The 12,188-nt window shown below is 48.2% G+C and carries 12 protein-coding genes and 1 riboswitch; of the genes, 7 read left to right on the top strand and 5 right to left on the bottom strand.

All coding sequences use genetic code 11. The features are described from left to right. Nucleotides 1-91: 91 nt before the first annotated feature. Nucleotides 92-182: riboswitch (glycine riboswitch) on the bottom strand. Nucleotides 183-247: 65 nt separating this feature from the next. Together DFR28_RS00140 and DFR28_RS00135 are read right to left on the bottom strand one after the other, a co-directional pair. Next, nucleotides 248-1,630, bottom strand: coding sequence for a response regulator (locus tag DFR28_RS00140; RefSeq protein WP_113952282.1), 1,383 nt, complete (start codon nt 1,628-1,630; stop codon nt 248-250). Between the two features lie 40 nt (nt 1,631-1,670). Continuing rightward, nucleotides 1,671-2,873, bottom strand: a complete 1,203-nt coding sequence (locus DFR28_RS00135) for a sensor histidine kinase (RefSeq protein WP_113952281.1) — start codon at nt 2,871-2,873, stop codon at nt 1,671-1,673. A gap of 120 nt (nt 2,874-2,993) precedes the next feature. Here DFR28_RS00135 and DFR28_RS00130 point away from each other — a divergent pair, with 120 nt between their 5' ends. The 3 genes from DFR28_RS00130 to DFR28_RS00120 all read left to right on the top strand — a co-directional run bounded on the left by DFR28_RS00130 (nt 2,994) and on the right by DFR28_RS00120 (nt 5,416). Continuing rightward, a complete protein-coding gene (locus tag DFR28_RS00130) occupies nt 2,994-3,908 on the top strand; it encodes a formyltetrahydrofolate deformylase (protein WP_113952280.1) in 915 nt (304 codons plus the stop codon). Between the two features lie 14 nt (nt 3,909-3,922). Further along, nucleotides 3,923-5,023 carry a 2'-deoxycytidine 5'-triphosphate deaminase gene (locus DFR28_RS00125; RefSeq protein ID WP_113952279.1) on the top strand — a complete coding sequence of 367 codons (1,101 nt, stop codon included), beginning with the start codon at nt 3,923-3,925 and terminating at the stop codon, nt 5,021-5,023. Between the two features lie 138 nt (nt 5,024-5,161). After that, on the top strand, nt 5,162-5,416 hold the full coding sequence (locus DFR28_RS00120) for a hypothetical protein (RefSeq protein WP_113952278.1): 255 nt from the start codon (nt 5,162-5,164) through the stop codon (nt 5,414-5,416). A 110-nt stretch (nt 5,417-5,526) separates the two neighbouring features. Here DFR28_RS00120 and cmoB read toward each other — a convergent pair whose 3' ends face one another. Continuing rightward, entirely contained in the window at nt 5,527-6,486 is a 960-nt protein-coding gene (gene cmoB / locus DFR28_RS00115) for a tRNA 5-methoxyuridine(34)/uridine 5-oxyacetic acid(34) synthase CmoB (protein ID WP_113952277.1), read from the bottom strand. 20 nt (nt 6,487-6,506) lie between these two features. Next, a complete protein-coding gene (gene cmoA, locus DFR28_RS00110; protein ID WP_113952276.1) occupies nt 6,507-7,235 on the bottom strand; it encodes a carboxy-S-adenosyl-L-methionine synthase CmoA in 729 nt (242 codons plus the stop codon). A 143-nt stretch (nt 7,236-7,378) separates the two neighbouring features. Between cmoA and DFR28_RS00105 the strand changes: the two genes are divergently transcribed. From DFR28_RS00105 to DFR28_RS00090, 4 genes are all read left to right on the top strand, one after another. Further along, complete coding sequence (locus DFR28_RS00105) at nt 7,379-8,257, top strand: AEC family transporter (RefSeq protein WP_113952275.1); 879 nt, start codon at nt 7,379-7,381, stop codon at nt 8,255-8,257. A gap of 131 nt (nt 8,258-8,388) precedes the next feature. Continuing rightward, nucleotides 8,389-8,898: a bifunctional 3-hydroxydecanoyl-ACP dehydratase/trans-2-decenoyl-ACP isomerase gene (fabA, locus tag DFR28_RS00100; protein WP_113952274.1), complete on the top strand. Its 510-nt coding sequence runs from the start codon at nt 8,389-8,391 to the stop codon at nt 8,896-8,898. A gap of 33 nt (nt 8,899-8,931) precedes the next feature. Next, nucleotides 8,932-10,140, top strand: coding sequence for a beta-ketoacyl-ACP synthase I (gene fabB, locus DFR28_RS00095; RefSeq protein ID WP_113952273.1), 1,209 nt, complete (start codon nt 8,932-8,934; stop codon nt 10,138-10,140). 128 nt (nt 10,141-10,268) lie between these two features. Then, nucleotides 10,269-11,303 (top strand): COX15/CtaA family protein, encoded by a 1,035-nt coding sequence (locus tag DFR28_RS00090; RefSeq protein WP_211316790.1) that lies wholly within the window; start codon nt 10,269-10,271, stop codon nt 11,301-11,303. A gap of 75 nt (nt 11,304-11,378) precedes the next feature. On the opposite strand, the gene coq7 is transcribed toward DFR28_RS00090, so the two are convergent. Further along, nucleotides 11,379-12,026 carry a 2-polyprenyl-3-methyl-6-methoxy-1,4-benzoquinone monooxygenase gene (gene coq7, locus DFR28_RS00085; RefSeq protein ID WP_113952271.1) on the bottom strand — a complete coding sequence of 216 codons (648 nt, stop codon included), beginning with the start codon at nt 12,024-12,026 and terminating at the stop codon, nt 11,379-11,381. Between the last annotated feature and the right edge of the window lie 162 nt (nt 12,027-12,188).

The following is a 12,188-nucleotide window of genomic DNA, read 5'->3' as shown; positions in this document are numbered from 1 at the left end:
TCGCTCCTCTGTCCGGTTACCTGAAAGATTACCCCTTCGGTGTCTTGAGTGTGGTTATTGGTTCACACCAAGCGCTCTCCAGAGACGACGTTTCAGCTTTGCGGTCCGTTTGCCTGAGCGGTTACGAGCACGTTGCGCCTTCGGCGGGTTGTCTGAAACAACCTCTCTTCCACAAAGATTTCGTCGAGTCGCGATTATATATAAGCGAATCAGCAAAGGCTAACCCTGTTGCGGTATTTTTAGCAAACTAAGGATTTTGTCTAAACGATTTAGCTTCGATCTTATGCTTATTAAGTAGTCGATGGAATTCAGTGCGGTTGCGTTGCGCCAGATCTGCGGCGCGCGTCACATTGCCATTAGTACGCTTTAGCACCTCAACCAAGTATTCGCGCTCAAAATCCCGATGAGCATTGCTCAGTGGCGGTAGAGAGTCTTCGTTGTAATCAATTCGAGTTTTTACCAGCGTGTCTGAGATAATCTTGGTGTTACTCAGGTTGGCGCATTGTTTCACCACGTTAATGAGCTGTCGAATGTTGCCCGGCCAGTCGGCATTGAGCAGCAATTGAATGGCTTTGTTTGAGAATTGGTAGTCGGATTTCCCCTTTAAATTGTTGAGGCAATGGCTCGCGATAAGTGGAATGTCTTCGCGCCGCTCGTCCAGCGATGGCACCGCCAAGGTCGTGAACTCAAGCTTGGGTCCCATCTGCCATAGAGATTCTTGGTTTTGACCAAACTTGCCAATGCGCGTGGTAGTACACAGTACCCGTACGTCAAACTTATACGCCTGGTCAGAGTTAACGGGAGTGGCCTGTTGGGCGTGCCACGCCACCAGTAGACGTTTTAAAAATTTCGCTGATACTCCGACGAAGTCAGTCATCAGGATCGCGCCACCATCTGCGCGCATTAATGCCCCGAGCTTTTCTTGCTGTTGCTCAGATTGTCCGCCCACTCGACCAAACATTTCGGCTTCGAGGTCTTCTTCCGGTGCGGAATCAAATGAAATGGAGATTAGTGGTTTATCCGCGCGGTCACTGCGGGCATGTAAAGCTCGCGCCAATTCTTCTTTGCCGGTTCCGTGTTCGCCTTCGAACAGGACGACATCGTCAGAATTTGCTAACTCGGCTACATGACTGAGAAGTGTTTCCATTGCTGGATTTTTTGTCACGATATGCTGCCGCCATGAATTACATTCTGACCGGGTTACGGTATCGGCTACATAGCCGCTGGCGAGCAGGGATGACTGTATTTGGCGAACCAGCGTATCGCTGTCGAACGGTTTGGTTAAATAGCTGGCAACCCCAGATTGGGTGGCGGCGACTGCATCCGGAATAGTGCCGTGAGCGGTAAGAATGATGACCGGCAATACTGGGTGTCTGGAATGGATGTGTTCGAATAACTCCATGCCGCTGATACCGCCCATTTGCAGATCAGTCACCACTAAGTCAGCCCGCCAAAGCGCTAAAATGCTGATGGCTTCTTCCGCTGAAGTGGCTGTTTTTAGCTCAAACTTTAGCGGCTTCAAGCGTAATGAAATCAGCTTCAACAAGTCAGCATTGTCGTCGACCAGCAGCACTTTGGCATGATGGGTGCGCTGGAGCTCGTTATTGCGGTGTTTCTTAGCTATTGGCATGTAGTGCTCCTCAACTAGTTTAAGGAGGTGAGAGCAAGGGTTATTGAGTTAAGACTACTCTAAATGTGGCGCCGTTTCGAGTCTCCAACGCCTGAATGCTGCCTTCATGCGCTTCTACGTATTGTTTCGCAATTGATAAGCCCAAACCGGTTCCTTTTAATGTGGTGTTGGTTGCTTGGTCGCCAACAAAGAAGGCTTGGAAAATTGCATCTTTCTGAGCAGGGTTAATGCCGGGACCTTGATCTTTAATGAGGAACTCGATTTTTCTCGGTCGTAGGGCGTGCAAAGATATGTCTATTTGGCCGCCCGAAGGTGAGTGTTTTATGGCGTTGGATACCAAGTTTTCGAACACCGTCAAGATCTGTGACGGGTCGACCTCGTGAGTTATTGCTTGTAATTCTAGGTTTACGTCTAATTGTTTTTGTTTGATTTGTAATGCATGTTTTTCGACTGCACGGCGGGTCAGTTCGGCCAAGTTGGTGGAGTCTCGTCGCCGTATGTTGCTAGCGGCAATCGCCGCGCTGTAGTCGAGTAGGTTTTCGATCGCCGATTGTAGCTCGAGGCTGCTTCTGACTAAAATATTAGCTACTTCTCGCTGCTCAGCGTTGATGGGGCCAAGCATGTCTTCTTGCAGCAGCGTTGAGCCCTCTTTAATGGAAGTTAGTGGTGTTTTGATTTCATGAGATATATGACGCAAAAACTGAGTCTTTTGCGCATCACTATGACGTAAACGTAAGCGTAGCTTATCCAGCTTGCTGCCCATTGTTTGAAAGTTGCTGGCACCGGTTATAAGCACTGCTTTGTCGAGGTCGTCACGGGCGAGTGAATCGATCGCTGAGTTCAATTCGTCGAGGGGGCGTTTGAGTTTGATGCTTAGCCACCAGATGACTAGGGCGCCGACCAATAAGATAAGACACCAGATATACAGCACGGCGGTGCGGACATCGGACAAGCTAAGCGCTACTTTAATATTCTGATGGCTGTCTAAGTTCACCTTTGGTGATAAAGAAAACGGCGCGTTGATCTCGCGCAGTGTTTGGCCTACCGCAATAAACCATGTGTTCCTTGGGGTAATGGCAACGGTAAAGCGATCGCCGTCGACAAAGCTGGCTTGCGCTTCTTCGATTCGATAATCAATTGCGCGTGCCGCAAATAATACGAACGTGATAGCGGGTATCGCAATTACCATGTAGGCCAGTGCGAGTAATTGACGAATAGAGGTGGATGGTGGTCGGTTTTGCATCAATACAGTCTAGCTTAGCCGGCGACCAGCAACAATATTGCTTGGCTATGTAACGATATCGGCGTATCTACGCCGATACTCGGTCTGCAGGCGTTTTGTGCTGTGTCATTCCGGTGTATCATGACGCCCACTATTTTTGGTAACCCTCATGGCGAGTTTATGCCTTTTGCGACTGTAGATTCTAACAATCAAAACCTTGCGTCATTGCTGTTTAGCTGCGTGGATCAAGTGGGTATTATTGCCGCTCTCGCGAATTATTTTTCTGAGCGTGATCTCAATATATCGCGTTATGCGGAATACACCGATGATGGTCATTTCTTCTCTCGTCTGGAATGGCCTATGAATGACCGATGGGAGGATGAGTCAGCCTTCGAGGTTGAATTTGCGAGTATGGCTGCGCATTATAACGCTCGTTTCGATGTGCGCTTTATGAGCCAACAACAAACCATTGGTTTGTTTGCTTCGAAGCAACCGCATGCTTTGATCGAAATTCTCAATAAATATGAGGCAAATTTCTTTCCTAATATTGAGGTGTCGTTCATCATTGGCAATTATCAGCCGATGCAAAAAATCGCCGACCGGCATGGTATACCATTTTTCTTCGTGCCTACCGATGGTGATACTGCAGCGTACGAGCGTAAGCAGTTAGATATCGTACATCGCTATAAGCCAGATTACTTAGGCTTAGCCCGGTATATGAAAGTGTTAAGCGAGAATTTCATCGATACTGCGGGCTGTCCAATTATCAATATTCACCATTCCTTTTTGCCTTCTTTTGTTGGAGCTAAGCCTTACCAGATGGCTTATGATCGAGGTGTTAAGTTGATCGGTGCTACGTCACATTTCGTTACAGCCGAATTAGATCAAGGGCCAATTATTGAACAAGATGTTGCACGTGTCGCGCCGGGAGCATCAGTGCAAGACATGGTTAAGATGGGGCGAGATATTGAGCAAAAGGTGTTCGCTCACGCGCTTTTGAAAGTGCTAGAACACAAAGCGATTGTGCATAAAAACCGCACCATTATTTTTAACTAAATTCCATTAATTCTATGCAGTTTGAACGTGACGGTGCCTTAGCATCACAACATTTACAGTCGTTGGTTGATAGCGGAGTAATCTGCCTTGAAACCCCCGCGCAGGCAGATCAGATTCAACCCGCCAGTATTGACTTGCGTTTGGGCAGTCGAGCGTATCGAGTACGATCCTCTTTTTTACCAGGTAAGGACCGCACCGTAGCTGACTGTTTGGATGATTTAGCAATGCACAGTGTTGATCTGGTTGACGGAGCGGTGCTCGAAAAGTCGTGTGTCTACATCGTGCCATTGCAGGAAAGCTTGAATTTGCCTACTAATCTCGTGGCAGCTGGCAACCCTAAGAGTTCAACTGGGCGGATTGATGTGTTTACCCGCTTGATCACTGACTATGGTGTGGAGTTTGAACAAGTGCCCGCGGGTTACAGTGGTCCGTTATATGCGGAAATTGCACCACTGACTTTTAGTGTGTTAGTGCGAAAAGGTTCGCGCCTTTCACAATTGCGAGTACGCTCTGGCGTGTCGAGTATTGATAATGAGAGCCATTTTGAACTGCAACAGTCTGAGCGATTAGTCGATGTGAACCTCACGGCTAATCAGGTTAAAAACGGCGTGCCCGTGAGTGTAGACTTAGTGGGCGATCAACAATCGGGATTGGTTGGTTTTCGCGCTAAGCGACATTCTGGCGTTGTTGACGTGGATTTACCGGCCGCGCATCCCTATATCGATTTTTGGGAACCGTTATATGCTCGCTCTAAGCAGCTGATTTTGGATCCAGGTGAGTTTTATATCTTGGTCTCGAAAGAGGCCGTGCACGTGCCATTTGATTTTGCCGCTGAAATGGTACCGTATGACACCTTAGTGGGTGAGTTCCGTGTGCATTATGCGGGCTTTTTCGATCCGGGTTTCGGCGCTGCCGCGGCCGGTGGTAAAGGTGCTCGTGCGGTGCTGGAAGTCAGAAGTTTCGATGTGCCATTTTTACTTGAGCATGGTCAAAATGTAGGACGTTTAGTTTACGAGCGTATGCTTGAGACTCCTGACCGAATTTATGGTCAAGGAGTACCGTCGAACTACCAAGCTCAGGGCTTAAAGCTTAGTAAGCACTTTATTATGGGTTGATGGTTGTTTTTCTGCTTGCTGCTTAAATATCACCCGTTGGGGTGATGTGGTGCCCATTTCGATTCGTTACAGTTTAGGTCGACTCACTACTGAGTCAACGCAATGGATGCGTAAACTTTTATACGGAGATTTTCATTTATGAAACTAAGTAATAATATTGTTCGGTCATTTATCTTCACCGCCACCTTAGCCGGTGCGGGTGCCATTGGATCGGCCTCAGCGGCTAGCGCTTGTAAGGGACTTGATACCGATGCCTGCGCTAGCAACTCAAGTTGCCGCTGGGTCGAAGGCTATGAGCGCAAGGATGGGCGCCAAGTCAAAGCATTCTGCCGAAGCAGTCCAGTTAGTAAAAAGGCGGCAAAAGCGAAGTCCGGAGATGAACCGGCGAAGTAAATAAACTGGTTGTTCAGCAGCAGAGGGGTGAATGTGCCCCTCTGCTTTTATGGGTTATGCGAAGCATACCTTTTGCTGCTTCTAGTCGGCGCGGCGAGAGACAGTCAAGACTATCGGTGAGCGATAAATGTGCCGCGTTTTGGGGCTGGGTATCCTTCTACCGTCTTGCTTTGATCGATCGGATCAAGAAACTCTTTCAGGGAATGAAAGGTCATCCAGTCAGTACTGCGTTGTTCGTCGGTGCTGGTGATTGATACGTCGACACATCGAGCATCTTTAAAGCCAGCTTCGGCTAATAGTTCGAGAATCTTATCGATGGTCATAATACTCCATACATTGCGCATTTTTGCGTAACGATCTTTGGGAGTGAGCACGCCATTGTCAGCGTCATCAATAATTAGCGTTTCTAACACCAGCTCGCCGTCGGCTTGTAGTAAGCCAGCAAGTTCTAATAGATGGTCAATCGGGCGTCGACGATGATATAGCACGCCCATCGAAAACACGGTGTCAAACACCGGCATGTCAGTGGGCATGTCTTCGATGCCGAGTGGCAGTAGGTCAAATCGAGGGTTATGTGCGTAGCGTTGGAGTGCCAAGTGTTGCACGATGAAACGCATCGATGGGTCGATCCCGAGGACGTAGCGTGCGCCGTCGCCGAGCATTCGCCAGCAATGATAACCGGTGCCGCAGCCTACATCTAATACCGTTCGATTGTTCAGGTCGCTGATATGCGGAGCGACGCGCTGCCATTTCCAGTCTGATCGCCATTCGGTGTCAATAAACGTATCGAATACTTGATAAGGTCCTTTGCGCCACGGCTTAAGTGCGAGCAGGCCGGCCCGGATTTTCGCTGCTTGTTCTGCGGTTAGGTCATCCGCCTTACCGAAAGTGACGGTGTCGCGATCGAGATGTATCTCACTTGGCCGTGCGTCAGGCAGTTCGTGTAAAATTGCCAGCCAGTCGGGTAGGTCGCCGTGGCGTTTCGGGTCGGTACGTCGTTCAATCGCGTCGTGGAATACGGTATGCCACGCTGAAAATTCGGGGTGGCTGAAGAAGTTGTCAAAGTTCATTAGCGATTCTCAAGGTTCGTTTATTTAATGGCTAAAATAGAAACGAATTGGAGGTTTTGTACCCACGGCGTGGCGATTGCGAAACCCGCCTGGTTAAGTCGGTCGAGATGGGTGTCAAGGGTTTCAGGAATGAGTACATTTTCGATGGCATCTCGTTTTTGGCTAATTTCCAGCTCGCTATAGCCTTGATCGAACTTGTATTGGTGGTGGATGTTCGTTAAAGCCGCAGAGGTGCCGACATCGTCAAACTTAATTTTCTCTGATAGCACCAAGGCACCACCTGGCAGTAAGCTCTGATAAAGTCTTTCAAGCAAGGTGGTTCGATGTTCAATCGGAATAAACTGCAGGGTGAAGTTCATCAGAATCATGGCCGCGCGCTCGAACTGACAGTCTTGGATGTTTTGCTGTTCTAGGCGAACGGTGAATTTATCGAGGTGCGAAATATTATTGTCTGCTTGGGCTAGCATGGCGGCTGAATTATCGACGCCGATCAATGTCGCGGAGCTGCCTTTTAGCCCTTCTGCCATAGCGAGCAAGCCGGCACCTAAGGAGCAACCTAAGTCGTAATAGTTGGCATCGCTTTGAGTAAACTGACGCGTCAGCGTCGGTAACATCTGTAGGATTTGCTGATAGCCTGGCACAGACCGCGAGATCATGTCTTCAAACACGCTGGCAACCCGGTGGTCAAAGGTGAAGCTGCCTGGGGTTGCGGTTAACTGCCTAAAAAGTTGGTCTTTCTGTTGGCTCATGGTGCCGTCGCTATGTTTGGTTCAGCATGTTTGTATTGCCGCATAGTATAAATCAACGGCTGCGGATAGTGCGTTTAGATCTTTGTCTTGTGTCGAGCGCAGGTTACACTGGACTTTGATTCCAGTCACGTCACTCCTTTAGAATGATCCAACAAGTTTTTTCCATTGTCGTTCCGTTGTTTGTTATTGCTGCAGTGGGTTATTTCTACGGCTCTCGTGTGCGACCGGAAATGCGCATAACTAATCAGTTGATAATGGATGTGTTTATGCCAGCGCTGATTTTCCACGTCATGATCCAAGAAGACTTTTACCCATCGCAGTATCTTCCGATCATGCTGGCAGGCGTGCTTCTCATGCTGGGCTCTGGGGTAATCGCATTTGGCTTAGCGCGTCTTATTCACTTGCCTTGGCGTGGTTTTGTACCGCCTGCAATGTTTTCAAATTGGGCGAATCTCGGTCTGCCGCTGTACGTATTCTCGCTCGGCGATGCGGCATTGGGGGCTGGGGTGATGTTGGTGGTGGCCGGAAATATTCTGTGTTTCACCATTGGCACGTATATTTACTCGGGAAAATTGTCTAGTTTGGAAGTGCTCAAAACGCCGGTTATCGTGGCGGTCATATTAGGTGGAGCCTTTAACTTTCTGGATATTCGATTACCGCTGGCGTTTGATAAGTCCGTTGAGATGCTAGGGCAAATTGCAATTCCTTTGATGTTGTTTTCGCTTGGGGTGCGGCTCACTCGCGCTAGTTGGAAAGATTCTCGTGCTGGTGTCATTATGGCCATGTTCTGCCCGATGGTCGGTGTGGCTCTGGCCTTGCTGCTGATTGAATTGATTCCCATGAGTGCAATGCATCAAAATATTCTGATTTTGTTTGGAGCTTTACCACCAGCTGTGGTCAACTTTATTCTCGCTGAGCAATACCAAACTGAGCCTGATGCAGTGGCTTCGATGGTGCTGATTGGTAATTTCTTTGCGGTTATTTCTTTGCCTGTTGTGCTCTTTTTTGTTCTATCGAACTAATGGTAAGGTTATGTATAGTATTGAATTACGCTTGATTTTTTTTGGTTAGCGGTTAGTCTTGCATCCGACAAATAAATGCGGATAGCTTGAATTAAGTCGAGCCTAAGCCGAAACCTTTTCCCTGTAATATTATGAAAAAGCAAAGTAGCTATAGTTACCAAGACATTATCGCTCATGGCAATGGAGAGTTGCCAGGTCAGGACATGTCGCGACTTCCTCTTCCTCCGATGTTGATGTTTGACCGTATCGTTGAGATTAATGATGACGGTGGCAGTCACGGTAAGGGCATGGTGATCGCTGAGCTTGATATCAAACCTGAGTTGTGGTTTTTCGATTGTCACTTTAAAGGTGACCCTGTTATGCCTGGCTGCTTGGGGCTTGATGCTGTGTGGCAGCTGGTGGGATTTTATCTCTCATGGTTGGGTATGCCTGGTAAAGGTCGCGCATTGGGCGTAGGCGAAGTTAAGTTTACCGGCCAAGTGGAGCCTGATGCTAAATTGGTGCGCTACGAAGTTGAGATGAAGCGCGTGATTTCGCGACGCTTAAATATGGGCATCGGTGATGCGAAAGTCTTGCTTGATGGCGAGTGCATCTACACGATGAAAGATTTGAAAGTCGGGCTGTTCGGCGCTGACAAATAATTAACGCAACACAGAATCGAAAGAGTGAATGTGATGAATAGAGTAGTTGTTACCGGAATGGGTGTAGTGTCGAGTCTTGGCAATGATGTGGCGTCAGTTACAGAAAGTTTGCGAAATGGCAAGTCAGGTATTCAGTTCTGTGAGGATTATGCTGAGCTTGGTATGCGCAGTCAGATTGCTGGTCGAATTCATATCGACCAAGCGGCGCTGATCGATCGTAAGAAACTTCGTTTTATGGGCGATGCGGCCGCATTTAGCTATATTGCGATGGAGCAAGCGATTGAAGATGCTGGCCTCGACCCTGAGTCATTGCGAGATCCTCGCGTCGGCTTGATTACTGGTTCGGGCGGTGGTTCACCGTCTAATAACGTACTGGCCGCTGAGATTGCTAAAGAACGCGGCGTTAAGCGTGTTGGTCCGTACGCAGTTCCGAAAACGATGGGCAGTACTACATCTGCCTGTTTGTCGACTATGTTTGGTATTCAGGGTACTAGTTACTCAATCAGCTCGGCCTGTTCAACTAGTGCGCACTGTATCGGCCACGCTGCGGATCTTATTCGCGGTGGTCGTCATCACACGGTGTTTGCCGGTGGCGGCGAAGAAGAGCATTGGACTATGTCGATTTTATTTGATGCAATGGGAGCAATGTCGAGTAAATATAACGACACACCAACCAGCGCATCCCGTACTTATGATGCCAATCGAGACGGATTTGTAATCGCCGGTGGTGGTGGCATTTTAGTATTGGAAGATTATGAGCACGCAAAAGCTCGCGGCGCCAAGATCTATGCTGAGTTAGTTGGCTTTGGCGCAACGTCTGATGGCTATGACATGGTTGCACCATCCGGTGAAGGAGCGATTCGTTGTATGCAGCAAGCGATGGAGACGGTAGACGGCCCTATTGATTATGTAAACACTCATGGAACGTCGACGCCAGTTGGTGATCTAAAAGAGCTAGAAGCATTAAAAGCAGTGTTCAAAGATAAAGTGCCATTCATTAGTGCGACTAAATCTTTGTCTGGTCATGCTTTAGGTGCAGCTGGTGTGCACGAGGCGATTTATTCACTGATTATGATGAAAGAAAAGTTCTTAACGGCATCGGCTAATATCAAAGACTTGGATCCTGCGGCGTTGGGTTTGCCCATTTTGTTGGAAAACTTGAGCCAAAAGGTTCGCACAATCATGTCGAATAGTTTCGGTTTTGGCGGCACTAATGCAACCTTGGTGTTTCAGGACATCTAACGATTCATCACCTTAAATGTTGTCAGCGCGTTGCAATGTCGTAGCGGCGCGCTGCTTCACATAATTTCTACTAATTGTTCACCGCCATCCGATACGATCGGCGCTCAGTTCACTGATCAATGAATACCATGAATCAAACACCGGAATATCGGCATGCCTTAGCGCTCGGTTATTGGCTGTTGTTTTGCGCTGCTGTCGTCTACCTGATGATAGTCGTTGGCGGTGTTACCCGCCTTACTCAGTCTGGCTTGTCTATGGTGGAATGGTCTCCAATAATGGGTATTATTCCGCCGATTGGTGAGGCTGAATGGATGGCTGTGTTTGAGAAGTACCGGCTCTCACCAGAGTATTTGAAAGTGAATGCGGGTATGTCGCTGCATGAGTTTAAATCCATTTTCTATTGGGAATATGGGCATCGTGTACTGGGTCGAGTTATTGGCTTGATATACCTCATTCCGCTATTGATATTTCTGTATAGAGGAATGGTTCCCAAGGCATGGTACGGTCGCTTATTTGGCTTGTTTGTGCTGGGTGGGCTACAAGGCTTGATGGGTTGGTATATGGTTAAAAGTGGTCTAGTTGATATGCCACGAGTTAGTCAGTACCGCCTAACGGCGCACCTTGGCTTAGCTTTGATTATCTTTGCCACGATGTTGTGGTTCGCCATGGATTTTCTGCGGGGTGAAACTAAGTCTGCTAATGTTTCTGCTGGCTACCTTAAGTGGACCGCGGCAGCTGTATTGGTGGTGTTCGTCATGATGTTAAGCGGCGGTTTTGTTGCTGGCACTAAAGCCGGTTACATCATGAATACCTTTCCGTTGATGAATGGTGAGTGGGTGCCAGTGGGCATCGCTAATATGCAGCCTGCATGGCGCAATTTATTTGAAAACCCAATTACCATCCAATTTATCCATCGCGCAATTGCTGTGTTGGTAGCGTTAACCGTGCTGGCGTGTTTCTGGGTGTCTAGGCGTCAAGCATTTCAAACTTATGCGTGGGTTTTACTGGGGCTTATGCTGCTGCAAGTTACGCTCGGAATTTCAGCGCTGGTAACACGCGTGCCAGTCGCACTGGGAGCGGCACATCAGGCCGGTGCAGTCGCCTTGTTGTCGGCGGCGTTATTGGTTGCGCATGTTGCTCGTAAGCACGCGGAATCGAGTTAATATAGCTTGCCTACTGCGGATCGATTGCTCGCATCAGAGCGCCTAGTTTTGATTGACGCTTACTTCGCTTGGCCACTAGATTTTCTCGCTTAGCGTCGTCATGATTTTCGCGGTAGCGCGCATTAAATCTTTTATTGGTCTCGGTAGTTCTGCCGCGCCACTGGTTTCGGCCATATCCGCGTGCTGAGCTTCATCTTTGGCCATTTGTGTGACGACCGCACGGCTAATCGTGTCTTGTTTTGGCAGCCGATCTAAATGTGATTCAAGATGCTCAACAACTTGTCGCTCAGTTTCAGCCAAAAAGCCTAAGCTCCACCGATCTCCGGTTAAACCAGCGCCGATTCCTAATGCCAGTGACCCCAAATACCAGATAGGGTTTAAGTAGCTAGTGTGACCGTCAAGTTGTTCAATTCGTTGATAGCACCAGTTTAGGTGATCAATTTCTTCCTTTGCGGCGTATTGCATCTTCTTTCTAACTTCTGGCGACCGCGAGGTTAACGCTTGACCTTGGTAAAGGGCTTGAGCGCATACTTCACCAACATGGTTTACCCGCATCAACGAGGCTGAGTATTGCTTTAGATTGGGTTGTTCATGCAGCGGGTCTTGCTGAATTGCATCGCCGGGAGACACTCGGTCGGCCGCTGGTTTGGTAAATGTGCTGCGTAGCCCGTGGTCGAGACTGCTAACAAGTTGATCTATGAATGTGCTGGGCTGGTGTTTCATCTTTAAGTTGGCGCGGAATACGTAATAAAAGAATTATAGATCGAGGAAGCGAAGAATGTGTCCGCCAAGAGAGAAAAATAAGGAATGATGCCCTTCAATTCCATGAAACATAGTTATATCAAAAATAATGGTCGTTTATATGTGTTTATATACAACAGCTTA

Source organism: Arenicella xantha, assembly GCF_003315245.1.
GTDB lineage: Bacteria > Pseudomonadota > Gammaproteobacteria > Arenicellales > Arenicellaceae > Arenicella > Arenicella xantha.
This window is presented reverse-complemented; position numbering and strand designations above follow the sequence as displayed.

Excerpts from the sequence above, each read along its gene's own strand:
- DFR28_RS00140 (WP_113952282.1), bottom strand. The coding sequence starts at position 1,630 with ATGCCAATAGCTAAGAAACACCGCAATAACGAGCTCCAGCGCACCCAT.
- DFR28_RS00135 (WP_113952281.1), bottom strand. The coding sequence starts at position 2,873 with ATGCAAAACCGACCACCATCCACCTCTATTCGTCAATTACTCGCACTG.
- DFR28_RS00130 (WP_113952280.1), top strand. The coding sequence starts at position 2,994 with ATGACGCCCACTATTTTTGGTAACCCTCATGGCGAGTTTATGCCTTTT.
- DFR28_RS00125 (WP_113952279.1), top strand. The coding sequence starts at position 3,923 with ATGCAGTTTGAACGTGACGGTGCCTTAGCATCACAACATTTACAGTCG.
- DFR28_RS00120 (WP_113952278.1), top strand. The coding sequence starts at position 5,162 with ATGAAACTAAGTAATAATATTGTTCGGTCATTTATCTTCACCGCCACC.
- cmoB (WP_113952277.1), bottom strand. The coding sequence starts at position 6,486 with ATGAACTTTGACAACTTCTTCAGCCACCCCGAATTTTCAGCGTGGCAT.
- cmoA (WP_113952276.1), bottom strand. The coding sequence starts at position 7,235 with ATGAGCCAACAGAAAGACCAACTTTTTAGGCAGTTAACCGCAACCCCA.
- DFR28_RS00105 (WP_113952275.1), top strand. The coding sequence starts at position 7,379 with ATGATCCAACAAGTTTTTTCCATTGTCGTTCCGTTGTTTGTTATTGCT.
- fabA (WP_113952274.1), top strand. The coding sequence starts at position 8,389 with ATGAAAAAGCAAAGTAGCTATAGTTACCAAGACATTATCGCTCATGGC.
- fabB (WP_113952273.1), top strand. The coding sequence starts at position 8,932 with ATGAATAGAGTAGTTGTTACCGGAATGGGTGTAGTGTCGAGTCTTGGC.
- DFR28_RS00090 (WP_211316790.1), top strand. The coding sequence starts at position 10,269 with ATGAATCAAACACCGGAATATCGGCATGCCTTAGCGCTCGGTTATTGG.
- coq7 (WP_113952271.1), bottom strand. The coding sequence starts at position 12,026 with ATGAAACACCAGCCCAGCACATTCATAGATCAACTTGTTAGCAGTCTC.